Genomic DNA, 23,179 nt, shown 5'->3' with positions numbered 1-23,179 from the left:
GTTGGTTAGCGCGCACCCATCAGGTGCTCGACGGCCAGCTGCTGCAGGCGCACGAAGCCGAAGCCCTTGCCGTCGAAGTAGGCGCCGGAATCGAACGCCTCGTACGACGCGCGGTCGGCCAGCAGGTCGTCGTAGCTCTCGCCCGCGTTCAGCGTCGGGGTGTTGATCTGCTCCACCTGCGACTCGGCCAGCGCCGCCTGTACCTCGGGGTCGGCGCGGAATGCCGCGGCGCGCTCCTTGAGCAGCAGGTACATGCGCATGTTGGCCTTGGCCGAGTCCCACACGCCGGACTCGTCCTCGGTGCGGCTGGGCTTGTAGTCGAAGTGACGCGGGCCGTCGTACGCGGGGCCGCCGTTCGGGCCGCCGTTCTCGAGCAGGTCGACGAGCGAGAACGCGTTCTGCAGGTCGCCGTGGCCGAACACGAGGTCCTGGTCGTACTTGATGCCGCGCTGCCCGTTCAGGTCGATGTGGAACAGCTTGCCCTGATACAGCGCCTGCGCGATGCCGGCGGTGAAGTTGAGCCCGGCCATCTGCTCGTGCCCGACCTCGGGGTTGACGCCGACCAGCTCGGGGCGCTCGAGCGTCTCGATGAAGGCGAGCGCGTGGCCGAGAGTGGGGAGCAGGATGTCGCCCCGGGGCTCGTTCGGCTTGGGCTCGATCGCGAACTTGATGTCGTAGCCCTTGTCGGTGACGTAGTCGCCGAGCAGGTTCACGGCCTCGCGGTAACGCTCGAGCGCACCGCGGATGTCCTTCGCGGCGTCGTACTCGGCGCCCTCGCGCCCGCCCCACATCACGAAGGTCTTGGCGCCGAGTTCCGCGGCGAGGTCGAGGTTGCGCAGTACCTTGCGCAGGGCGAACCGGCGCACGGCGCGGTCGTTCGAGGTGAACCCGCCGTCCTTGAACACCGGGGCGCTGAACAGGTTGGTGGTGACCATCGGCACGATGATGCCGGTGTCGGCGAGGACCCGCTTCAGGCGGTCGATCTGCGTCTGGCGCTCGGCGTCGGTCGAGCCGAAGGCGAAGAGGTCGTCGTCGTGGAAGGTCAGGCCGTAAGCGCCGATCTCGGCGAGCTTCTCCACCCCGTGTACGACGTCGAGGGGGGCACGCGTCGGGCCGCCGAACGGATCGGCGCCGTTGTAGCCGATGGTCCAGAGGCCGAAGGAAAACTTGTCGTCGCGGGTGGGCGTCGCTGCCATGGGTAAACTCCAACTTCATTGGTGAATTGTTCTGCGAGACAACATATCCCATTTCCCGCCCCGGAGGGAAGCGCGCGGACGAAGGTCTAGCTTTACCGGTAACACTGTGTGTATGTTGTCGCCTACAACATTTGGCATCGGAGTGGCTGCCAGCCTGCACCGGGCGGCGCTCCTTCTACGAGGAGGTAAAAGATGCGCAAGAAACACATTGCGGCAGGGGCCATCTTCGCGACAGCGGCGTTGCTGCTCGCGGGTTGCACCGGCGGCCAGGCCGACGACGGACCTTTGGTGAAAGACCCCGACGGCGAGGGCAAGACGCTGACGCTCTGGCACTACGAGAGCGAGACCAGCGCCATGGGTGTGGCGTGGGATGCCGCGATCGACAAGTTCGAGGAGGAGACGGGTGCCACCGTCGAGTTCGAAGAGAAGAGCTTCGAGCAGATCCGCTCCACCGCGAGCCAGGTCCTCAACTCGGACGCCAGCCCCGACATCCTCGAATACAACAAGGGAAACGCGACCGCCGGCCTGCTCGCCAGCCAGGGTCTGCTCACCGACATGACGGAGGCCGTCGAGGCCTACGGCTGGGACGACAAGCTCGCCGAGTCTCTGCAGACCACCACGCGCTACGACGAGGACGGCGTGATGGGGTCGGGTGGCTACTACGGCATCCCGAACTACGGCGAGTTCGTCGAGGTGTACTACAACAAAGACGCCTTCGCGCAGTACGGCATCGAGGTGCCGACGACCTTCGACGAGTTCGAGGCCGCGCTCGCCACGTTCAAGGAGAACGGCGTCACGCCGCTCGCCGAGTCGGTGGCCGAGTATCCGCTCGGGCAGCTGTTCTACCAGCTCGCCCTCTACGACGCGACGCGCGAGTGGGTAAACGACTACCAGCTCTACACCGGCACGGTCGACTGGCACGACGACAACTTCACCTTCGCCGCCGAAACGATCGCCGACTGGGTCGACAAGGGATACATCTCGAAGGACTCGACGGGTCTCAAGGCCGAGGACGCCGGCGTCGCGTTCATCAACGGCACCAACCCGATCTTCTACTCGGGTAGCTGGTGGTACGGGCGCATGGTGACCGACATCACCACGTTCGACTGGGGAACGTTCCTGTTCCCCGAGGCGGCGATGTCGCCCGGTTCGAGCGGCAACCTGTGGGTCGTGCCGGAGAACTCCAAGGAGAAGGACCTCGCCTACAAATTCATCGACATCACGATGAGCCCCGAGATCCAGGCGCTGATCGGCAACAACGGCGGCATTCCCGTCGCCGCGGACGCCGCCGACATCACCGACCCGAAGAGCCAGGAGCTGATCGCGAACTTCAACGCGCTCACCGAGGCGGACGGTCTGGCGTTCTACCCCGACTGGCCCGCGCCGACCTTCTACGACCAGCTGAACGCCGGTCTGCAGGAGCTGGTCAACGGCACGAAGTCCACCGACGAGGTGCTCACGCAGCTCGGCGACGACTACCAGTCCGGCGTCGACGACATCAAGTAGTCCCTGTGGCCGCGGGCACCCGCCCGCGGCCACAGCTTCACGAGAGGTTTCACCATGGCCGTAGTGCCCGTGGTCGCGCGGAGTCGGGCGACACGATCGACGGACGAGCAGTCGCTCCTCCCCAACAGCGGCTCCGGCGGCAGGGCGGGCTTCTGGCTCTACCTGATCCCCGGGTTCGCGCTTTTCCTCGTGGTGATCCTCATCCCGCTGGTGTGGAACATCTACCTCAGCTTCACCGAGTGGCGCGGCATCAAGCCGCCCGAGTTCATCGGCCTCGACAACTGGGTCGAGTTGGCCGGCGACACCAAGTTCTGGACCTCGTTCGGCAACAGTATCGCGATGATCATCGCCATGGTGATCGTGCCGACGCTGCTCGGCCTCCTGCTCGCCGCCATGCTCTTCGACCTCGTCGGCAAGAAGTTCGGCGGCCGGGTCGCGAGCTTCCTGCGCGCCACCTATTACCTGCCGCAGGTGCTGCCCGTGGCCGTGGCCGCGATCGTCATCGGTTGGATCCTGCGTCCGGAGAACGGCGCGCTCAACACCGTGCTCGCCGCGATCGGCCTCGGCGACCTGCAGCACAACTGGCTCGGCAGCCCCGACACGGCCCTGCTCAGCATCATGTTCGTGATGGTCTGGGTCCAGCTCGGCTACCCCGTGGTCATCTTTATGGCGGCGCTCCAGCGCGTCGACCCCGAACTGTACGAGGCCGCCGAACTCGACGGCGCCAACTGGCTGCAGCGGTTCCGCTGGATCACGGTCAGCATCATCCGCCCCGAGATCTTCGTCGTCACCCTCACCTGCACCATCGCCGCGCTCAAGGTCTTCGGCCCGATCTACACGCTCACCCGCGGCGGGCCCGGCACCAGCACGATCGTGCCGAGCTATTACTCGTACAGCGAGTTCTTCCAGAACCAGCAGGTCGGCTACGGCGCCACGATCGCGACCGCGCTCACCGTGGTCATCGTGCTGTTGACCGTCGTCTTCATCAAGGCCCAGAACCGGGCAGAACGAGCGGAGAGTGAGCGCTGATGGCTGTCATCGCCCCCGAACTGACCGTGGCAGAGCCGGAACACCCGCTCAAGCTGCGCCAACGCAAGACCCGCCGGACGGTCTCCGACTGGCTGATCCTGGCCGCGGCCGTGGTGTTCGGCGCGCTCATCGCGGCGCCGTTCGTCATCATTCTGATCAACTCGTTCAAGAGCCCGGCGGATTACGCGACATCCGGGCCCCTGTCTCTGCCCAGCAATCTCTACTTCGACGGCATCGCCGCCTTCTGGGAACGCGTGAACTTTCCCGAGAAGCTGTGGAACAGCTTCTTCATCAGCGGCATGGTGGCGATACTCGCCGTCGTGATCTCGGTGTTCAACGCGTTCGCGATCGGCATCGGCCGGGTGCGCGGGCGCACGTGGATCATCGTGCTCTTCTTGCTCGCCAACATGCTGCCGCAGGAGGCCCTGCTCTACCCGCTGTACTACATGTTCAAGCAGGTCGGACTGTACGACAACGTGTGGAGCGTGATCATCATCTTCACGGTGATCCAGAGCGCGTTCGGCACCTACTTGCTGTCGAGCGTCTACGGCACGTTCCCGAAGGAGATCCTCGAGGCCGCGAGCCTCGACGGGGCGAGCCGGTGGCAGATCCTCACCCGGGTGATCGTGCCGATCAGTCGGCCGACCCTCGCCGTCCTGGTCATCTTCTTCTTCATCTGGACGTGGAACGAGTTCCTGATCCCGCTGACCTTCCTCGTCAGCAACGCGAACCAGACGGTGCCCGTCTCGATCGCCGTCCTGCAGGGCGACAGGCTGATGGATGTCACGACCACGAGTGCCTCCGCGTTGCTCGGTCTCATTCCGACGCTCGTCTTCTTCCTGATTTTCCAACGCACCCTCACCCGGGGCATCACGGCCGGAGCAGTCAAGTAATGAAATTCACCGACGGATTCTGGCAGCTGCGCCCCGGCGTCAGCGCGCTCTACGCCCAGGAGGCGTACGACATCGTCGCGGGGCCGCACGACCTGACGGTCACCGCCCCGACGGCGGTGATCGCCACCCGCGGTGCCACCCTCAACCGCCCGACCCTCACGGTGACGCTGAGCTCGCCGTTGCCCGGCATCGTGGGGGTGCGCATCGAGCACTTCCGCGGCGCGACCGGCCGCGGCGGCTTCGACCTGGTCGGTGCGGAAGAGGGTCACGGCGTCGTCTCGGCGGGGGAGGACGGCGGCTCGATCACGAGCGGCGATCTGACCGCGCGCGTCACCGCCGGAGCGCCGTGGGGCCTGAGCTTCGAGAGCGGGGGCCGTGTGCTCACCTCGAGCGGCCACCACTCGGCCGGGTACGTGCGGGTGGCGCCCGGGGCCCACGTCGACGCCGGCCCGGTCGGGGCGGGCATCGCGGAGTCCTACGTGCACGAGCAGCTGTCGCTCGGCGTCGGCGAGCTCGTGTACGGTCTCGGCGAGCGGTTCGGGCCGCTGGTCAAGAACGGCCAGAGCGTCGACGTCTGGAACGCCGACGGCGGCACGTCGAGCGAGCAGGCCTACAAGAACGTGCCGTTCTACCTCACCAACCGCGGCTACGGCGTGCTGGTCAACGACCCGGGCCACGTCTCGTTCGAGGTCGGCTCCGAGTCGGTCGAGCGCGTGCAGTTCGCGGTGCCGGGGGAGAGCCTCGAGTACTTCGTGATCGCCGGGGATAACCCGCGGCAGATCCTCGAGCGTTACACCGCGCTCACCGGACGTCCCGCGGCGGTGCCGGCCTGGTCGTACGGGCTGTGGCTCTCGACCAGCTTCACCACCGACTACGACGAGGAGACCGTCACCGGTTTCATCGACGGCATGGCCGAGCGCGACCTGCCCCTCAGCGTCTTCCACTTCGACTGCTTCTGGATGCGCGAGTTCAACTGGAGCGACTTCGAGTGGGACGCCCGCGTGTTTCCCGACCCGGTGGGCATGCTCTCGCGGCTGCACGACAAAGGCCTCAAGGTCTGCGTCTGGATCAACCCGTACATCGGGCAGCGCTCGCCGCTGTTCGCCGAGGCGGAAGCGGCCGGGTACCTGGTGAAAAAGCCCAACGGCGACGTCTGGCAGTGGGACCTCTGGCAGGCCGGCATGGCCCTCGTCGATTTCACGAACCCGGATGCCGTGGGCTGGTACCAGGACAAACTGCGGGTGCTGCTCGGGCAGGGCGTCGACGCGTTCAAGACCGACTTCGGCGAGCGGATCCCGCTCGGGGTCGACTACTTCGACGGCTCGAGCCCGGAGCGGATGCACAACTGGTACACGCAGCTCTACAACAGGGCGGTGTTCGACCTGCTCGTCGAGGAACGCGGCGAAGGGGAGGCGGTGCTGTTCGCGCGCTCGGCCACCGTCGGCGGCCAGGCGATGCCGGTGCACTGGGGCGGCGACTCCACGTCGAGCTACGAGTCGATGGCCGAGACTCTGCGCGGCGGGCTGTCGCTCGCGCTCAGCGGGTTCGGATTCTGGAGCCACGACATCGGCGGCTTCGAGGGCACGCCCGACGCCGGGGTGTTCAAGCGCTGGACCGCGTTCGGCCTGCTGTCGAGCCACAGCCGGTTCCACGGCAGCGACTCGTACCGGGTGCCGTGGGTGTTCGACGACGACGGCCCTTCGACAGGCTCAGGGACCGACCCGCAGAGCGCGGTCGCCGTCACCCGCGCCTTCACGAAGCTCAAGCTCCGGCTGATGCCCTACCTCTACGCCGCCGGCCTCGAGGCGACCGCGACGGGCACCCCGGTGCTGCGGCCGATGCAGCTCGAGTTCCCCGAGGACCCGGCGGTCGGCCACCTCGACACGCAGTACCTGCTCGGACCCGACCTGCTCGTCGCCCCCGTGTTCACGGCGTCGGGCGCGGTGCAGTTCTACCTGCCCGCCGGCCTCTGGACCAGCTACTTCACCGGCGAGACCGTCACGGGCCCGGGATGGCGCACCGAGACCCACGGTTTCGACACCCTGCCGCTCTACGTGCGCGACGGTGCGGTGCTCGCGGTGGGTGCGCGCGACGACCGGCCGGACTACGACTACCTCGACGGGCTCGAACTGCGGCTGTACCCCGCGTCCGGTGACGGCTCCCGCGACATCCATGTGACGAGCCCGGATGGCGCAGCCGCCGTCATCACCGTCGTCAGGTCGGGCGGGGTGGCGACCGTGAGTTCCGCGGACCTGACCGATTTCACGGTGACGGTCGTGGGCGGTGAGAGCGTGCGGGCGACGGGCGGCCGGGCCGACGTGTCGCTGTGACGGTGCCCGGCCGGGATATGGTGGCACCAAACGGTGTGGCGATTCGGTGACCGACGGTCACGGATAGGTGGCGGTAGTGAGCGTGGCTGAGGGGAACCAGCCGGCAGGACGGGGCAACAGCACCGATTCGCTGCGGCGTCACAACCTCGCGGTCGTGCTGGAACTCGTGCACCACGCCGGCGGCATCTCCCGCTCGCAGCTCACCCGCGCCACCGGGCTCAACCGGTCGACCGTGGCGGCCCTCGTCGGCGAGCTCGTCGAGCGGCGGCTGGTGCTCGAGGTCGACTCCGACGTGCGCGCCCAGGTGGGGCGGCCGAGCCCCATCGTGAAGCCGGGGCCGCTCGCCGTGGTGATCGCGATCAACCCGGAGATCGACGCCGTCACCATCGCCGTCGTCGGGCTGGGCGGCGAGGTCATCAAGCGGATCCGCTACGCGACCGACCACGAACCGACCGCGCGCGAGGCGGTCAACATCTGCGCAGCCGTGATCGACGGCATGCGCGCCGAGCTCGAGGCGGGGCACCGCGTCGTCGGCGTCGGTCTCGCCGTGCCCGGCCTCGTGCGCTCGCTCGACGGGGTGGTGCGTCTCGCCCCGCACCTCGGCTGGGTCGACGAACCGGTGGCCGCGATGCTGGCGGCCGCCACCGGCTACCCCGTGGTCGCCGGCAACGACGCGCGTCTCGGCACCCTCGCCGAGAGCACCTTCGGCGCCGGGCGCGACCTCAGCGACTTCATCTACCTCAACGGCGGCGCGAGCGGCATCGGCGGCGGGGTCATCGCCGGCGGCTCGACCCTCGCCGGCGCCGCGGGCTACGCGGGGGAATTCGGGCACACGCTCGTCAACTCCGCCGGCGTCGTCTGCCACTGCGGCGGGGTCGGCTGCCTCGAGACGGAGGTCAGGCGGGCACCGCTACTCGAACTGGTCGGCCTCACCGACGCCGACAGCGACGAGCTCGAGAGCGCGTTGCTGGCGTCGTCGTCGGCCGTCGTGCTCACCGAGGTGCACCGCCAACTCGACTTCCTCGCGGTCGCCCTGCGCAACGCGATCAACACCCTCAACCCGCAGACGATCCTGCTCGGCGGGTTCCTCGGCTCGCTCTACGCGGTCGCGCCCGCCCACCTCAACGCCCTCGTCGCCCACCAGCCGCTGCGCGCCTCCCGCGAGGGCGTCACCATCGGCCGCGCGGCCCTCGGCGCCAACCTGCTGATGATCGGCGCCGCCGAACTCGCGTTCGCCTCCGTGCTCACCGACCCCGCCACGTTTTGACCGTCCCGTCGCCGGCATCCCGGCCCGCCACCATCTACGACGTCGCGAAGCTCGCGAACGTCTCGCACCAGACCGTCGCGCTCTTCCTGCGCGGGCATGAGGGCTTCAAACCGGCCACCCGTCAGCGCGTCGAAGAGGCGCTCGCCGAACTCAACTACCGGCCGAACCTCGCGGCGCGCGCCCTGGCCACGAGCCGGTCGCACCGCATCGGCGCGCTCGTCTACGAGCTAACCGAGGTCGGGCCGAGCAAGACCATCCAGGGCGCGAGCGAGCGCGCGCGTCGGGCCGGGTACCTGCTCGACATCGTGAACCTCGACCCGGCCGACGACCGCGCGGTAGAGGGAGCGCTCGGCCAGCTCGGGCAGCAGGATCTCGCCGGCATCCTCGCCTTCGCCCCCGTCGACCTGATCGCGCTGTCGCTCGCGAGCATCCCGCTCACCGCGCCGGTCATCACCGAGGCCGAACCGGAACGGGAGCCGGACGGCATCAACGGGCCCGGGCTCTCGCTGGTCGTGGACCACCTCGCCGGTCTCGGACACCGCGGGTTCTTCCATCTCGCCGGTCCGCGCGACTGGGCGGCGGCGCGCAACCGCGAGCTCGCCTACGAACACGCGCTCGCCGCGCACGGCCTCGTCTCGCTCGGCAGCATCGCCGGCGACTGGAGTGCCGCGTCGGGCCACGCGGCCGCGCTCGCCATGCCGCTCGACACGGGGGTCACCGCGATCGTGGCGGCGAACGACCAGATGGCGCTCGGCGCGCTGCTCGCCCTTGAACAGCGCGGCGTCGACGTGCCCGGCCGGGTCAGCGTCACCGGGTTCGACGACATCCCGGAGGCGGCCTTCTACCGGCCGCCGCTCACCACGGTGCGCGTCGACTACGCCCAGCAGGGCCGCGTGCTCGTCGAGAGGCTGCTCGCCGAGATCGACCCCGCGCTGGTCGCCGCACCGGAGTCGACGACGCCGCCGGCGCTGGTGCCGCGCGCGTCGACGGCGCCGCCGCGGCCGTAGCCGCGCTGGTCGCCGCGCGCTCTCGCCCGCCCGCCGACAGGATGTGCGGGCCCGATCTGCCCGATCCGTCCTGTTGGGTGGGTGGCGACGGCGATCCATCCTGTTGGGCGGTCGGAGCCCGCCGCGAAACCCGGTGCGCGGCCCGCGCCTACGCCCGCGCGCAGGACGCCGCGCGGAGCTTTGTCTCGCACGCTGCCGCACGAACCTGCGCGTGCGGAACATCCCGCCGCGAACGAGACGTCGCTGAGCGCCGCACACCCGCACGAACCTGCGCGTGCGGAACAACCCGCCGCGAACGAGACGTCGCTGAGCGCCGCACAACCCGGGCGCGGGGCCCGCGCGTGCGACATCCGTTGGTTATAGGGTTGTCAGCGGGGGTTCGCAGGTAGGGGCCGTCCGCGCCGCCCGCCGACCCGGGTGCGGCCATGAGCGTTCTGCCTCGCTCGCCTCGTTCTCCTAGGAATCCTTTGACCACCGTTGTGCACCCCGGCGACTCGCTGTCGCGCCGCCAGAGAATCGTCTATGTCGTTGTGCTCGGTGCTCTCACCGCGCTCGGCCCGTTCACGATCGACCTCTACCTCCCGGCCTTCCCGGTCATCTCGGCGGAGCTCGGGGTGTCGGCGGCCGCGATCCAGCTCACGCTGACCGCGACCACGATCGGATTCGCGCTCGGCCAGCTGCTCGTCGGCCCGTGGAGCGACAAGGTGGGGCGCCGCGTGCCGCTCATCATCGCGACCGCGGTGCACATCGTCGCGAGCTTCGGCGTCGCCTTCGCCCCCGACGTCATGTGGGTCGGCGTGTTCCGCGTGCTGCAGGGCGTCGGCGCCGCCGGCGGCGGTGTGGTGGCGATGGCCATGGTGCGCGACCTCTTCGGCGGCCTGCCTCTCGTGCGTATGCTGTCGCGCCTCGCGCTGGTGAGCGGCCTCGCGCCGATCCTCGCGCCGCTGATCGGGTCGCAACTGCTCATCGTGCTCGACTGGCGCGGAATCTTCTGGTTCCTCGCCGCCTACGGCATCCTCGCGATCCTCGCCGCGATCTTCTTCCTCGTCGAGACCCTCCCGGCCGAGCGTCGGTCGGACCGAGGGCACAGCTCCGTCGGCGAGCGCTACAAGGCGCTGTTCACCGACCGCGTCTTCGTCGGCGTGACGATCATCGCCGGCATGACCTTCTCGGGGCTATTCGCGTACCTTTCGTCATCGTCCTTCCTGTTCCAGGACATCTACGGCCTCAACCCGCAGGAGTTCGGCGTGCTGTTCGCGGTCAACTCGGTCGGTGTGGTCCTCGGCGTGCAGGCCAGCTCGCGTCTGGCCAAGTGGGTCGGCCCGCAGTGGATCCTGTTCGGCGCGATCACCGGCATGCTCGTGTCGGCCCTCACGATCGTCGCACTCGACCTGGCGAACGTCGGGCTCGCCGGCATCCTCGTCCCCCTGTTCTTCTTCATCACCTCGTGCGGGTTCGCGTTCCCCTGCCAGCAGGTGCTCGGCCTGATGAACCACGGCGGGGAAGCGGCGACCGCGGCCTCGGTCATGGGTGCCGTCAACTTCGGTCTCGCCGGTCTCATCTCGCCGATCGTCGGGCTGTTCGGCATCCACGACGCCGTGCCGATGGGCGCGGTCATGGCCATCACCGCCGCGGTCTCGTTCACCGTGATGCTGGTCGTCGTGCGCCCCCGCACGGTGCCGGCGCTCGTGCACTGACGCGGCCGCGCAGCCCCAATTCTGGGGCTGCGTTATCACCGCTATCCTGTGGGGAGAAAGGCTCCTCACATGTCTTTGGTCTTCCCCAACAGCTTGGCGGCGAGAACCACCAATCTGGCTCTCTCCCGGGGTGCCCTGTGGATGGGGATGGTGTGCCTCTCCTCCGCTTTCGCGAGCCTTCTGCTGATCCAACTCGACCGCTCGGCCGTCATCGTCTGGCCGGTATTCCTCGGCCTGTTCGCCGTCGCCACGGCCGGAATCCTCGTCGCCATCCCGGCGGGCGACCGCGTGCCGGTGCTCGTGCTCGCCGGCGCCCTGGCACTCGTGGGCAACGTCGTCTTCGCCGGCGCGCTTCTTCCCTTCCTGCGCACGGGCGACTCCAGCGACTCGATCTTCCTCTCGCTGTCGAAGATCGCGATCATCAACTTCGGCGTGATCGTGGGCCGAAGCCGATCCGGCGCGGTCGGGATCATCGTCGCGGCCGCCATCGCCGAGATCCCCGTCGCGCTCCTCTCGCTGCAGCTCGGCCACGGCTACTCGCTCGACGTCCCCGCGGTGGGCTGCGCGCTCATCTTCCTGCTCATCCTCACGCTGCTCGACCTGAGCCGGAAGCGTTCCCGCACGAGCGAGCCCGTGCTCAGCCGCGCCAGCCGCGACGAGCTCGTGGCCGGCGAGATCACCCGCGCCGAACACGTCTCCTCGGCCATGGTGCACGACACGGTGCTCAACGAACTGTCGGTGATCGGCACCATCGCCCCCGGCCGGCTGAGCGACGCCGCCCGCGCCCAGATCCAGCGCAGCGTGGCGCTCGTCAGCTCCGACGTGGCGCGGTCGCCGCAGGCGGCGCAAGGCGTGCTCGCCGGCGACGTGGCGGCGGCGGTCGAGGAGGCGCGAGCGCAGGGCCTCGAGGTCACCATCGCCGGCGAGGTCTCGGCGATCGACTCGCTCGGCCCGCGCATCTCGATGGCCCTCGGCCTCGCCGTGCTGCAGTGCCTGACCAACGTGGCGGCGCACTCCGGCACGAACTCGGCCGAGCTCACCGTCATCGCGACCGACGAGGAACTGTGCGTCATGGTGATCGACTCGGGCGTCGGTTTCGTCGAGGCCGACACGCACCCCGACCGCCTGGGGTTGCGCCACTCGGTGCGCGGCCGCATCGCCGACATCGGCGGATCGGTGCAGGTCTGGACCTCCCCGGGTGCCGGCACGGCCGTCTCGATGCTGGTGCCCCGCTCGTGATGGGCGAGAGCCGCAGCGCCCAGGAGCTCGATCCCCTGGGTGGCATCACCGCCCGCCTGCTCGTCATCATCGCGGTCGCCGTCGCCTACGTCGTGGCGGTCAGCGAGAGCCTCAACACGCTCGACCAGATCAGCACCCCGGCGTTCGAGGTGGCGGCGCTGCTCTCCTTCGGCGCCGCCGGGGTGTACTACATCCGCGCCACGAGCCCGTTCCGCGCGCCCTTCCCACGCCTCGCGCACGCGGTCGTCTGCGCTCTCTCGCTGCTCGCCGTGCTGTTCAACTCGCTCGCCCAGTGGGGCACCAACGAGGTGGTGCGCGACGACTGGGCTCCGGTGACCCTCGCCATCCTGCTCTTCACCTTCGGCTCCTACATCCCCGCCCGGGAGATCCTCGCCTGCACCCTCGTCTCCGCGCTGCTCATCGGCGGCCTCGCCTACCTGCAGGCCGACACCTTCGCCGCCGACGTCCCGGCCGCGGTCTTCGCGATCCTCCCGGCGACCCCCGTGCTCGCCTGCGGTCTCGCCGCCTCGGTCTTCGCCTCGAGCCTCGTGCGCAGCATCCTCGACTGGCGCGCCGCCGCGTCCGCACCCGCGGCCGCGGACATCCCCGAGCCGCCCGTGCACGCGACCGCGAGCCACCTCGTCCACCTCGAGCGCCAGGTGCTCCCGTTCCTGCAGCGGGTCTCCACGGAGACCGAGCTCACGGACGACGACGGCGAGCGCGCGCGACTGTTGGCCCGCGAGCTCCGCACCCTGATGGTGCTCGACGCCGAGCGCAGCTGGCTCATGCGCCTCGTGCACCAGACCACCGATCCGCAGCGGTACGCCGACCGCATGACCGCGGCCGAACGCGGCTACGTGCGCGCCGTCGTCTCCCACCTGCGCGGCAGCGAGGCATTCAAGGGCGACCGGATGCGCCTGACGCTCGACGGCACCCGGTACGAGGCGTCATGCACCATCGCGGTCGACCGTGTTGCGGGCAGCAACCCGCGCGTCCAACTCGCGCCGTACATCGCGGTCGGGCGCAGTGTGTTCGACTCCGTCGCGTGGCGTCTCGACGGCGACATCCTCACGGTTACGCTGACCTTTGACCCGACGGCAAACGAGGAGCAGCAATGAGCGACAACGAACAGCCGGTGGTCAACACTGTTTCGCGGCGGTGGCCCGTCGTCAGCGGGGCTATCGCGCTCGTGCTGGCGGTCGCGCTCGGTGCGCTCATCCTGATCCGCGGCAACCTGCCCTTCGAGGACGAGGCCGAATGGATGCAGGAGATCGTCGAGCACCGCAGCCCGCTGTGGGAGGTGCCGTCGCTGCTGATGAACTTCCTCGGCGGCGGCTGGTTCTCGTTCCTGCTCCCCGCGGTGATCGCGATCGTGCTGTGCGTGCTCCGCCGGTTCTGGAGTGCTCTGTTCCTCGCCGTGTCGAGCGTGGCCAGCGCGCTGCTCGTGCAGCTGCTGAAGAGCATCTTCGGCCGACCCCGCCCCGAGGACATGCTCGTGACCGCCGACTTCGGTTCGTTCCCCTCCGGGCACAGCGCGAACGCGGCGACCCTCGTGGTCTGCCTCGGCATCATCCTCTGGCGTGCCTGGGTGTGGGTGGCCGGAGTCGCCTACGTGGTGCTGATGATGCTCAGCCGCACCTATCTCGGGGCGCACTGGATCACCGACACCATCGCCGGCGCGCTGCTCGGTGCGGCGGTCGCGCTCATTATCTGGGCGCCAATGGCCAAGCGACTCAGGGTGGAAAGCACAGCCTGACGCGGTACCGTCGTCGTATGAGAATTTTGCTCGTCGGTGCCGGTGGGGTCGGAAACGCTATCGCCAAAATCGCTGCCCGCCGCACATTCTTCGAGAAGCTCGTGGTGAGCGACTACGACATCGCGCGGGCGCAGAGCACGATCTCCTGGATCGCCGCCAAACACGGGGTCACGGTCGCCTCCCGCTTCGCGGCGGCCCGCATCGACGCCTCGGACCCCGACGACGTCGCTGCCGTCGCGCGCGAGCACGGTGTCACCCACGTGATGAACGCGGTCGAACCGAAGTTCGTGCCGACGGTGTTCGCCGGTGCGCTCGCCGCCGGCGCCGACTACCTCGACATGGCGATGAGCCTCTCCGAGCCGCACCACACCTACCCGCACTCGCAGACCGGCGTGAAGCTCGGCGACGACCAGTTCGCGCAGGCACCCGACTGGGAGACCGAGGGCCGGCTGGCGCTCGTCGGCATGGGCGTCGAGCCCGGGCTGAGCGACGTGTTCGCGCGCTATGCCGCCGACCACCTGTTCAGCGAGATCGACGAGCTGGGTACCCGCGACGGTGCGAACCTCGTGGTGCGCGACGAGGCGGGAAACGAGATCTTCGCGCCATCCTTCTCTATCTGGACGACCATCGAGGAATGCCTCAATCCGCCGGTCGTCTGGGAGAAGGACAAGGGCTGGTTCACGACCGAGCCGTTCAGCGAGCCCGAGGTGTTCGTGTTCCCCGAGGGCATCGGCCCGGTCGAGTGCGTGAACGTCGAGCACGAGGAAGTGCTGCTGATGCCCCGCTGGATCGACGCGAAGCGGGTCACCTTCAAGTACGGGCTCGGCAACGAGTTCATCGGCATCCTCAAGACCCTGCACCAGCTCGGCCTCGACAAGACCGAGCCGCTCACGGTGCGCAGCCCGAACGGGCCGGTGCAGGTCGCACCGCGCGACGTCGTGGCCGCCGGCCTTCCCGACCCCGCCAGCATCGGTCCGCTGATGACCGGCAAGACCTGCGCGGGTCTGTGGGTCACCGGCGTGGGTAACGACGGTGCGCGCCGCGAGGTCTACCTGTACCACGTGGCCGACAACGAGTGGACGATGACCGAGTACGAGAGCCAGTGCGTCGTCTGGCAGACGGCGCTGAACCCGGTGATCGCCCTCGAACTGCTCGCCGCCGGCACCTGGACCGGCAGGGGAGTGCTCGGTCCCGAGGCGTTCGACGCCGCGCCGTTCCTCGAACTCATGTCGCGGCCCGTCGCCGACGGCGGTTACGGCCAGCCGTTCGGCCTCGAGGACCGGCTGGTGACCACGTGAGCGAACCCCGCGTCAACGAACTGCTCGCGATCGCCCTCGAGGTGCTCGAGGAAGAGGGTCTGGAGAACCTCGGCGTCGGCACGATCTCCCGCCGCGCCGGCATCAAGCCGCCCTCGCTCTACAAGCAGTTCGCGAGCAAGGCCGACATCGAGCAGCAGCTCGCCGACGTGGGATTCCGGCTCTGGGCCAAGGAACTCGCCGCGGCCACCGCGTCGTTGCCGTCCGGGGCGACCCGGCGCGACCACATCTGGGTCATCGCCGCGGCCTACCGGTCGCTGGGCCGGGCCAACCCGCAGCTGTTCCGACTGATGAACGAGCGCCCGTTCCTCGGCGCGCAGCTCATCCGCGCCGTGGGGGAGGCCACCACCATGGACTACGGCACGCTGTTCCCCAGCCTCACCGTCGGCATGAGCTTCTGGGCCTGGGGCCACGGCATCCTCGTGCTCGAACTCGCCGGACGATTCCCGCCGGAGCTCGACCTCGACGCCATGTGGGACACCATGATCGACTCCGTCGCGGCGGTCGAGTAGAACCATGCGCGTCGAAGCGGTCGAACTCCACCGGGTGGCGATGCCGCTCGTGCGCCCGTTCGAGACCTCGTTCGGTCGCCAGACCGCGCGCGACGTGCTGCTGGTCAGGGTGCGCACGACCGTCGGCGACGGCTGGGGCGAGTGCGTCGCCATGGCCGACCCGGTCTACTCGAGCGAATACGTCGACGGCTGCGAGGCCGTCATCCGGCACTACCTCGCTCCCGCGCTGCTGGCAGCGGGGGAGGTGGCGGCGGAGGGCATCGCCGCGCTCTTCGCATTCGTCGTCGGCAACCGGATGGCGAAGGCCGCCGTCGAGACCGCGGTGCTCGACGCCCAGACCCGGGCCGCCGGGGTGAGCTTCGGCGAGTACTTCGGCGCCGACCGCGAGTTCGTCGACTGCGGCGTCTCCGTGGGCATCGCCCCGGCCGTCGAGGAGTTGCTGGCCGAGGTTGCGGGCTACGTCGACGAGGGCTATCGGCGCATCAAGCTGAAGATCAAGCCGGGCTGGGATCTCGAACCCGTGCGGGCGGTGCGCGAGCTCATCGGAGACACGCTGCTGCAGGTCGACGCCAACACGGCCTACACCCGCGCCGACATCGAACACCTCGGCCTGCTCGACGAGTTCGGCCTGCTGCTCATCGAGCAGCCCTTCGTCGAGGAGGACATCCTCACCCACATCGCGCTCGCCGAGGCCATCGAGACCCCGGTGTGCCTCGACGAGTCGGTCGTGAGTGCCGAGCTGGCGTTCGACGTGATCGGCCGCGGCGCGACGAGCATCGTGAACATCAAGGCCGGGCGCGTGGGAGGCTACCTCGAGGCCGCGCGCATCCACGACGTCTGCGCCGAATTGGGCGTGCCGGTGTGGTGCGGCGGCATGCTCGAGACGGGCATCGGCCGGGCCGCCAACGTCGCACTCGCGGCGATGGAGAACTTCACCCTGCCGGGCGACACCTCCGCGTCGAACCGCTACTTCGCCGAGGACCTCACCGAGCCGTTCGTGCTCGTCGACGGCCGGCTGGCGGTGCCGACCGGGCCGGGCAGCGGGGTCGAGGTTCGCGCCGACCTGCTCCGCGCGTGGGCGTCGCGCCCGCCGCTCGAACTGACCTAGGTCGTCGTGGTCACGCCGAGCCAGGCGAGCCCGACGTAGAGCAGCACCCCGCCGGCGACGACGGCGACCGCGAACAGCACGACCGCGAGGGCGGGCCGCCGTTCGAACCAGTACAGCAACCCCGGGTATTGCTCGAGCAGCTCGCGCGCCGACACCGTCTCGCCCAGTTCGGTGATCTGCACGCCGAGGGTCGAGCCGACCAAGCGCATGTTCTCAAGCGACCAGAACTGTCCGCGCAGGCGGATCACCTGCTTGCCGGCGGGGCTGCAGACGAACAGCTGGGGCAGGCTGTCGGCGCCGCCGCCGTGATAGGTGTGCACGAGCACGAGCGAGCCGATGTCGGTGACCGGGAGGTAGACCAGCCGGCCGAAGAACCCCCGCTCGGCGATGCCGTCGCGGGAGACCCAGACGGCGACGCGGCGGAACGACCGGGCGGCGTACGCGAACAGCAGGCTCGCCACGACCTGCACGATCAGCACGGCGAGCCACGGGCCGGCGGGAATCGTCAGGAAGTACAGCACCGCGAACACGGGCACCAGGAATGCGGCGGTGGCGAGAAGGGCCTGACGGAAGAGCCAGCGGTGGGGATCCAGCCGCACCGCCTCGCTCGGCGGCTTCACCACGGCCTCGACGGCGTGCGCGACGATCGGCGCTGCCGAATCGTCTCGCTGTATTCCGCCACGGTGGTCTCTCCCCCGGGACGGAGCCAGGATGGCCGCCCCTCAGACCCTTTCACCCTATCCCGCCGATCTGGTGATTTTCGGATGGCGCGGCCCCGGCGACCGTAACGAATGAACTTCTTTCGCCCGAGGCTCGGAGGGCGCAGCCCGCGGCATCCCGTGCCTGAATCGGTCGAGCGGAGGCAACCTCAATATCGCTAGGATCGGAACTGGCCCCCGGACACGGGGCGTGACCGAGACTCAAGAAAGCCGACCAATGACCGCACTCCGCGCCCCCGCCCGCTTCGCCCTGACCGCCGTCGTCTCCATCTCCGCCATCGCCGTGCTCAGCGGCTGCTCGGTTCTCGAGAACATCTTCCCGGCCCAGGCCGAGCGCGACGACGAGACGCAGGAGATATCGGAGGGCGGCCAGCAGGACGTCTTCGAGGTCGCCGTCGGCGACTGCTTCAACGACGAGGGCGACAGCAGCGAGATCAGCGACCTGCCCGCCGTGCCCTGCACCGAGCCGCACGACAACGAGATCTACTACCTCTTCGACCTGCCGGGCGACGAGTTCCCCGCCGACATCGACGCGCAGTCCGACGCCGGCTGCCTCGCCCAGTTCGCCGCCTTCATCGGCGTCGAGTACGACGTCTCCACCCAGATCGACTACTTCCCGATCCAGCCGACCGCCGAGACCTGGGAAGCCGGTGACCGCGAAGTGATCTGCTCGGTCTACGACATCGCCGCCCAGACGACGGGGACCCTCGCCGGCGCAGCACGCTGACGATGATCACCACCCCCACCACTCGCTCCTACGCGAGCGGGCTCGGCGGACGGATCGGCGCCTTCGTCGTCGGTGTGCTCGCCGTGCCGCTCGTGGGTATCGGGTTCCCGCTGCTCGTGCTGAACAACTGGCTCGACATCCGTGATTCGAAGATCCTCATCGCGGTGTGCGTGAGCATCCTCGTGATCGGCTGGCTGTGGGTGCTGGTGCACGTCTTCGTCACCGGTCCGATCAAATTCGAGACGGATGCCGCCACCGTGCGACTCCGTCGCGGTCTGCGCGTGACCAACGAGTGGTCGCGTGCCGGCACGGTCTTCTCGTCGCTCGTGGTGCGCAACAGCACGAACGGCATCCCGTCGGGATCGACGCGCACGCTGATCGCGGTCACCCCGACCGAACGCGTCGAGGTGCCGGCCCGGTGGTTCTCGGCGTCGGCGTTCAACGACCTGATGGCCGACGTCGCACCGGTCTCGGCGATGCCTGCCCCGGATGTGCCGTCCGTGACGACGCGGGACTTCACGCTCGACCCGCGCGCGACCCGGCTGAGCCCCGTGCCGCGGGTGATCGTCACCGTGCTGATCGTCGGGTTCGTGGTGGCGCTCGCCATAGCGGCGTACTTCATCGCGACGGAGCCCTCGGCCGACGTGGAAGCGCTGTACTTCATCGCGGCGATCGCGCTGTTCACCGTGATCGTGGTGGCCATCGTCTACGTCTCGGGCCGCCGCCGGGCGTCGAAGATCCCGTCGCGCATCGCGGTGACCGGGTCGACCATCCAGGTGGACGGGCGGGCGACGTACTTCGCCCAGCTGCAGACCGTCGAACTCACGCCGCCGGGGTACAGCGGCAACTTCCGCTCGATGACCCTCGTCGAGAAGACCGGGCAACGCACGACCTACGCCCTGGGTGCCGGATCGACCGCGCGCACGTCGGTGTTTCCCGACTACGCCGAGTTCGTCGACCTGCTCGGACGTGTGGCGCCGGCCGGCCTCGTGCGCTTCGACCTGCGGTAGCGGCAAAGGCGGCTGCCCGCGTCGTGTAAGATTGGCAGGCGTTGGTGACGTACTCAAGTGGCCGAAGAGGCACGCTTGGAAAGCGTGTGTTGTGCAAACAACCGAGAGTTCGAATCTCTCCGTCACCGCCATCGTGAAAGCCCCGGTCTCAAGCCGGGGCTTTTCGCATTGAACCACCGGTCGGGCGCGTTCCTGTATATTTGTATCCGGCTCCCCGCGTGGCGCCATCCAGGCCAACTCCCCCAGGACGGAAACGTAGCAAGGGTAACCGGGCTCTGGCGGGTGCGCGGGGGGTCATTCATTTTTCGGGCAAGATCCGCCAGTTGCGCGTGAAGAGCCGTTGAACGTGGGGCGGATCGCCCGACATCTCGCTTCGCTCGATATTCTGCCGCGAGAGTGGGACGCGAAAGCTCGGCTTTGTGGCGCGTTCGCTGAGCCGGGACCAAAGCCCCTGTGGTGCGTTCAGGTGGCCCGGTTAGGGTGTCCTACGTGGCTCGCAGCATCTACATCACCTCCGCCGAGGGACATTCCGGCAAATCTTCCATCGCGCTCGGAGTTCTCGACACTCTCAGTCGCGAAATCGAGAACGTGGGCGTCTTCCGCCCGATCGCGCGCTCGATCGACGAGCGCGACTACGTGCTCGACCTGCTCCTCGCGCACGACGGCGTCGACCTCGAGTACGACGAGTGCGTCGGCGTCACCTACGACGAGGTGCACGACGATCCCGACGCCGCCCTCTCGAAGATCGTCGAGCGGTTCAAGGCGGTCGAGGCCAAGTGCGGCGCTGTCGTCATCGTCGGCAGCGACTACACCGACGTCGGCAGCCCCACCGAGCTGAGCTTCAACGCCCGCATCGCCGCGAACCTCGGCGCGCCGGTGCTGCTCGTGCTCACCGGCCGCAGCGTCGACGAGTCCCGCGGCCGCACGGCCGACGAGATGCGCCAGATCGCCGAGCTCACCGTGCCCGAGCTCGCCGTCGCGCACGCCAGCATCCTCGCCATCGTCGCCAACCGCGCCGACGAGGAGCACCTCGCCGAGATCGCGACCGTGCTGTCGACGGTCGCCGACACTTCACTCGCCGAAGCCGGCATCGTCGACGCCCCGTCGATCCCCGCGTGGGCGATCCCCGAAGACCCGTTCCTCGTCGCCCCCACCGTGGAGGGCATCATGGCCGCGGTGGACGGCCACCTGCTGCAAGGCGACCCCGCCCTGCTCGCCCGTGAGGCGCTGGGCGTCGTGATCGCCGCCATGTCGATGGAGAACGTGCTGCCGCGTCTCATCGAGGGCGGCATCGTGGTCATCCCCGGCGACCGCAGCGAGATGATCCTCGCCGCGCTCACCGCGCACTCCTCCGACACCTTCCCGTCGCTCGCCGGCATCGTGCTCAACGGCGGCTTCGAGCTCTCGCCCGTGATCAAGCGCCTCATCGCCGGTCTCGACGCGTCGCTGCCGATCATCACCACCGAGCTCGGCACCTACCCGACGGCGCAGCGCATCACCCAGACGCGGGGCCGCCTCGCCGCCGACTCCGAGCGCAAACGCGACACCGCGCTCGCCCTGTTCGAGAAGTACGTCGACTCGCGCGTGCTGTTCGACGCGCTCAGCGTCGGTCGCTCCGGCGCGGTCACCCCGCTCATGTTCGAGTACGGGCTGATCGAGCGCGCCCGTGCCGCCGGCAAGCACATCGTGCTGCCGGAGGGCACCGACGACCGCATCCTCCGGGCCGCCGGCACCCTGCTCAGCCGCAACGTCGCCCGCCTGACGATCCTCGGCGACGAGGCGGAGATCCGCGCCCGCGCGGCCGGCCTCGGCGTCGACATCTCGGCAGCCGCCATCCTGAACCCTCTCGACGGCGAACTGCGCGAGCGCTTCGCCGAGGAGTACGCCCGCGTGCGCGCCCACAAGGGCATGACCGTCGAGACGGCGCGCGACATCGTGACCGACGTGTCGTACTTCGGCACGCTCATGGTGCACCTCGGCCTGGCCGACGGGATGGTCTCCGGTGCCGCGCACACGACGGCCCACACCATCAAGCCCGGCTTCGAGATCATCAAGACCATGAAGGGCGTCTCGGTCGTCTCGAGCGTGTTCTTCATGGCGCTCTCCGACCGGGTGCTGGTCTACGGCGACTGCGCGGTCGTGCCGGATCCGACGTCCGAACAACTCGCTGACATCGCGATCTCGTCGGCGGGCACGGCGGACCAGTTCGGCATCGACCCGCGTGTGGCGATGCTGTCCTACTCGACCGGCTCGTCGGGAGCGGGCGCCGATGTCGAGAAGGTGCGCGCGGCCACGGAGCTGGTGCGCGAGCGCCGCCCCGACCTGTTCGTCGACGGGCCGATCCAGTACGACGCCGCCGCGGACGCCGCGGTCGGCAAGTCGAAGATGCCCGGCTCGCAGGTCGCCGGACGTGCGACGGTGTTCATCTTCCCCGACCTGAACACGGGCAACAACACCTACAAGGCGGTGCAGCGCTCCGCCGGTGCCGTCGCCGTCGGACCGGTGCTGCAGGGGCTGAACAAGCCGATCAATGACCTCTCCCGTGGCGCGCTCGTCCGGGACATCGTCAACACCGTGGCGATCACGGCTATCCAGGCGGCATCCGCCCCCACACCCACGTCGCCGGCGGTCGCCGGGCCCACCACTTCGGAGTCCAACTAATGTCCCTCGCGCTCATCGTCAACAGCGGCTCGTCGTCGCTCAAGTACCAGCTGATCGAACTCGACGGCGAAGAGACCCTGGCCTCGGGCGCGATCGACCGCATCGGCGAGGCCGAGAGCGCGGTCGTGCACACGACCGGGGGAGAGAAGCACGAGACGCGCCGCACGATCGCCGACCACACCGCCGCGCTGCGCGTGCTCACCGAGGCTTTCGCCGAGTACGGCCCCGACCTCGCGTTCTCCCCGCCGACGGTCATCGGCCACCGCGTCGTGCACGGCGGATCGCTGTTCACCGGGCCGACGCTCGTGACCGACCAGGTGATCGCCGACATCGACGAGCTCTCCGCTCTGGCACCGCTGCACAACCCGGCGAACCTGGCCGGAATCCGTGCCGCGGCCGCGATCTTCGTGGGGGTGCCGCAGGTCGCCGTGTTCGACACCGCGTTCCACCAGACTCTGCCGCCCGAGGCGTACACCTACGCGATCGACCGCGATCTGGCCGCAAAGCACAAGATCCGCCGCTACGGGTTCCACGGCACCTCGCACAAGTTCGTGTCGGAGGAGGCCGCGAAGTTCCTCGGCCGTCCGCTGGAGTCGCTCAAGACGATCGTGCTGCATCTCGGCAACGGCGCGTCCGTCGCGGCCATCGACGGCGGCCGCTCGGTCGAGACGTCGATGGGTCTCACGCCGCTCGAGGGTCTCGTGATGGGCACCCGTTCGGGCGACCTCGATCCCGCCATCCTGTTCCACCTGCACCGCCAGGCCGGCCTCGGCTTCGACGAGCTCGACTCGCTGCTGAACCGGGGGAGCGGCATGCTCGGCCTCACCGGCAACGGCGACATGCGCGACGTGCAGAACCTTGCGTCGTCCGGGGACTCGGACGCCGAGGCGGCGCTCGCGGTCTGGCGCCACCGCATCAAGCACTACATCGGCGGCTACCTCGCGCAGCTCGGCGGTCTCGACGTGCTCGTGTTCACCGCCGGCGTCGGCGAGAACAACTCGCTCGGCCGTCGCCGTGTGCTCGCCGGACTCGAGTTCCTCGGCATCGAGGTCGACAACGACCGCAACGAGCTGCCGTCCCGCGAGGCCCGCGTGATCTCGCCGGAGGGCGCGCGCGTCACCGTGCTGGTCATCCCCACCAACGAGGAGCTCGAGATCGCGCGCCAGGCGCTGTCGGTCGTCTCGGCGTAGCCTTCGCCCGGGAGGG

General features: G+C 69.1%; 19 protein-coding genes, 1 tRNA gene and 1 other RNA gene. 19 read left to right on the top strand and 2 right to left on the bottom strand.

Going from position 1 to position 23,179, the window contains the following annotated elements; translation table 11 throughout:
• Window positions 1-5: 5 nt before the first annotated feature.
• Window positions 6-1,196 (bottom strand): xylose isomerase, encoded by a 1,191-nt coding sequence (gene xylA / locus HD599_RS14095; RefSeq protein WP_184238655.1) that lies wholly within the window; start codon window positions 1,194-1,196, stop codon window positions 6-8.
• 192 nt (window positions 1,197-1,388) lie between these two features.
• Here xylA and HD599_RS14090 point away from each other — a divergent pair, with 192 nt between their 5' ends.
• From HD599_RS14090 to menC, 13 genes are all read left to right on the top strand, one after another.
• Complete coding sequence (locus HD599_RS14090) at window positions 1,389-2,702, top strand: ABC transporter substrate-binding protein (protein ID WP_184238653.1); 1,314 nt, start codon at window positions 1,389-1,391, stop codon at window positions 2,700-2,702.
• Between the two features lie 54 nt (window positions 2,703-2,756).
• A complete protein-coding gene (locus HD599_RS14085) occupies window positions 2,757-3,731 on the top strand; it encodes a carbohydrate ABC transporter permease (RefSeq protein ID WP_184238651.1) in 975 nt (324 codons plus the stop codon).
• On the top strand, window positions 3,731-4,624 hold the full coding sequence (locus HD599_RS14080) for a carbohydrate ABC transporter permease (RefSeq protein ID WP_184238649.1): 894 nt from the start codon (window positions 3,731-3,733) through the stop codon (window positions 4,622-4,624). The genes HD599_RS14085 and HD599_RS14080 overlap by 1 nt, the downstream gene beginning before the upstream one ends.
• Complete coding sequence (gene yicI, locus HD599_RS14075; protein ID WP_184238647.1) at window positions 4,624-6,954, top strand: alpha-xylosidase; 2,331 nt, start codon at window positions 4,624-4,626, stop codon at window positions 6,952-6,954. Before HD599_RS14080 ends, yicI begins: the two co-directional genes overlap by 1 nt.
• Before the next feature lie 76 nt (window positions 6,955-7,030).
• Complete coding sequence (locus HD599_RS14070; RefSeq protein WP_343062084.1) at window positions 7,031-8,221, top strand: ROK family transcriptional regulator; 1,191 nt, start codon at window positions 7,031-7,033, stop codon at window positions 8,219-8,221.
• Window positions 8,218-9,228, top strand: a complete 1,011-nt coding sequence (locus HD599_RS14065; protein WP_184238637.1) for a LacI family DNA-binding transcriptional regulator — start codon at window positions 8,218-8,220, stop codon at window positions 9,226-9,228. Before HD599_RS14070 ends, HD599_RS14065 begins: the two co-directional genes overlap by 4 nt.
• Window positions 9,229-9,695: 467 nt before the next feature.
• Window positions 9,696-10,925 carry a multidrug effflux MFS transporter gene (locus HD599_RS14060; protein ID WP_246376204.1) on the top strand — a complete coding sequence of 410 codons (1,230 nt, stop codon included), beginning with the start codon at window positions 9,696-9,698 and terminating at the stop codon, window positions 10,923-10,925.
• 69 nt (window positions 10,926-10,994) lie between these two features.
• The gene (locus tag HD599_RS14055; RefSeq protein ID WP_184238633.1) at window positions 10,995-12,164 is read left to right on the top strand and encodes a sensor histidine kinase; all 1,170 of its coding nucleotides are present in this window, start codon (window positions 10,995-10,997) and stop codon (window positions 12,162-12,164) included.
• Window positions 12,164-13,282, top strand: coding sequence for a hypothetical protein (locus HD599_RS14050; RefSeq protein WP_184238631.1), 1,119 nt, complete (start codon window positions 12,164-12,166; stop codon window positions 13,280-13,282). Before HD599_RS14055 ends, HD599_RS14050 begins: the two co-directional genes overlap by 1 nt.
• Entirely contained in the window at window positions 13,279-13,920 is a 642-nt protein-coding gene (locus tag HD599_RS14045; RefSeq protein ID WP_184238629.1) for a phosphatase PAP2 family protein, read from the top strand. Before HD599_RS14050 ends, HD599_RS14045 begins: the two co-directional genes overlap by 4 nt.
• 17 nt (window positions 13,921-13,937) lie before the next feature.
• Window positions 13,938-15,218, top strand: coding sequence for a saccharopine dehydrogenase family protein (locus HD599_RS14040; protein WP_184238627.1), 1,281 nt, complete (start codon window positions 13,938-13,940; stop codon window positions 15,216-15,218).
• Window positions 15,215-15,748, top strand: a complete 534-nt coding sequence (locus HD599_RS14035; RefSeq protein ID WP_184238625.1) for a WHG domain-containing protein — start codon at window positions 15,215-15,217, stop codon at window positions 15,746-15,748. Before HD599_RS14040 ends, HD599_RS14035 begins: the two co-directional genes overlap by 4 nt.
• 4 nt (window positions 15,749-15,752) lie before the next feature.
• Window positions 15,753-16,856 carry an o-succinylbenzoate synthase gene (gene menC / locus HD599_RS14030; protein WP_184238624.1) on the top strand — a complete coding sequence of 368 codons (1,104 nt, stop codon included), beginning with the start codon at window positions 15,753-15,755 and terminating at the stop codon, window positions 16,854-16,856.
• Here the strand turns inward: menC and HD599_RS14025 are convergent.
• Window positions 16,853-17,476 carry a hypothetical protein gene (locus tag HD599_RS14025; RefSeq protein WP_184238622.1) on the bottom strand — a complete coding sequence of 208 codons (624 nt, stop codon included), beginning with the start codon at window positions 17,474-17,476 and terminating at the stop codon, window positions 16,853-16,855. The two genes, menC and HD599_RS14025, sit on opposite strands and share 4 nt — an antisense overlap.
• A 316-nt stretch (window positions 17,477-17,792) precedes the next feature.
• Here HD599_RS14025 and HD599_RS14020 point away from each other — a divergent pair, with 316 nt between their 5' ends.
• The 6 genes from HD599_RS14020 to HD599_RS13995 all read left to right on the top strand — a co-directional run bounded on the left by HD599_RS14020 (window position 17,793) and on the right by HD599_RS13995 (window position 23,163).
• Complete coding sequence (locus tag HD599_RS14020; RefSeq protein WP_184238620.1) at window positions 17,793-18,302, top strand: septum formation family protein; 510 nt, start codon at window positions 17,793-17,795, stop codon at window positions 18,300-18,302.
• 2 nt (window positions 18,303-18,304) lie between these two features.
• A complete protein-coding gene (locus tag HD599_RS14015) occupies window positions 18,305-19,312 on the top strand; it encodes a hypothetical protein (RefSeq protein ID WP_184238618.1) in 1,008 nt (335 codons plus the stop codon).
• A 43-nt stretch (window positions 19,313-19,355) separates the two neighbouring features.
• A tRNA-Ser gene (locus HD599_RS14010) sits at window positions 19,356-19,443 on the top strand.
• A 74-nt stretch (window positions 19,444-19,517) separates the two neighbouring features.
• Window positions 19,518-19,614, top strand: an RNA gene (ffs, locus tag HD599_RS14005) — signal recognition particle sRNA small type.
• Between the two features lie 187 nt (window positions 19,615-19,801).
• Window positions 19,802-21,973 carry a phosphate acetyltransferase gene (gene pta / locus HD599_RS14000; protein WP_184238616.1) on the top strand — a complete coding sequence of 724 codons (2,172 nt, stop codon included), beginning with the start codon at window positions 19,802-19,804 and terminating at the stop codon, window positions 21,971-21,973.
• On the top strand, window positions 21,973-23,163 hold the full coding sequence (locus tag HD599_RS13995; protein ID WP_184238614.1) for an acetate/propionate family kinase: 1,191 nt from the start codon (window positions 21,973-21,975) through the stop codon (window positions 23,161-23,163). The genes pta and HD599_RS13995 overlap by 1 nt, the downstream gene beginning before the upstream one ends.
• Window positions 23,164-23,179 lie beyond the last annotated feature (16 nt).

This window comes from Conyzicola lurida, from assembly GCF_014204935.1.
Classification (GTDB): domain Bacteria; phylum Actinomycetota; class Actinomycetes; order Actinomycetales; family Microbacteriaceae; genus Conyzicola; species Conyzicola lurida.
This window is presented reverse-complemented; position numbering and strand designations above follow the sequence as displayed.

Excerpts from the sequence above, each read along its gene's own strand:
- xylA (WP_184238655.1), bottom strand. The coding sequence starts at position 1,196 with ATGGCAGCGACGCCCACCCGCGACGACAAGTTTTCCTTCGGCCTCTGG.
- HD599_RS14090 (WP_184238653.1), top strand. The coding sequence starts at position 1,389 with ATGCGCAAGAAACACATTGCGGCAGGGGCCATCTTCGCGACAGCGGCG.
- HD599_RS14085 (WP_184238651.1), top strand. The coding sequence starts at position 2,757 with ATGGCCGTAGTGCCCGTGGTCGCGCGGAGTCGGGCGACACGATCGACG.
- HD599_RS14080 (WP_184238649.1), top strand. The coding sequence starts at position 3,731 with ATGGCTGTCATCGCCCCCGAACTGACCGTGGCAGAGCCGGAACACCCG.
- yicI (WP_184238647.1), top strand. The coding sequence starts at position 4,624 with ATGAAATTCACCGACGGATTCTGGCAGCTGCGCCCCGGCGTCAGCGCG.
- HD599_RS14055 (WP_184238633.1), top strand. The coding sequence starts at position 10,995 with ATGTCTTTGGTCTTCCCCAACAGCTTGGCGGCGAGAACCACCAATCTG.
- HD599_RS14050 (WP_184238631.1), top strand. The coding sequence starts at position 12,164 with ATGGGCGAGAGCCGCAGCGCCCAGGAGCTCGATCCCCTGGGTGGCATC.
- HD599_RS14045 (WP_184238629.1), top strand. The coding sequence starts at position 13,279 with ATGAGCGACAACGAACAGCCGGTGGTCAACACTGTTTCGCGGCGGTGG.
- HD599_RS14040 (WP_184238627.1), top strand. The coding sequence starts at position 13,938 with ATGAGAATTTTGCTCGTCGGTGCCGGTGGGGTCGGAAACGCTATCGCC.
- menC (WP_184238624.1), top strand. The coding sequence starts at position 15,753 with ATGCGCGTCGAAGCGGTCGAACTCCACCGGGTGGCGATGCCGCTCGTG.
- HD599_RS14020 (WP_184238620.1), top strand. The coding sequence starts at position 17,793 with ATGACCGCACTCCGCGCCCCCGCCCGCTTCGCCCTGACCGCCGTCGTC.
- HD599_RS14015 (WP_184238618.1), top strand. The coding sequence starts at position 18,305 with ATGATCACCACCCCCACCACTCGCTCCTACGCGAGCGGGCTCGGCGGA.
- HD599_RS13995 (WP_184238614.1), top strand. The coding sequence starts at position 21,973 with ATGTCCCTCGCGCTCATCGTCAACAGCGGCTCGTCGTCGCTCAAGTAC.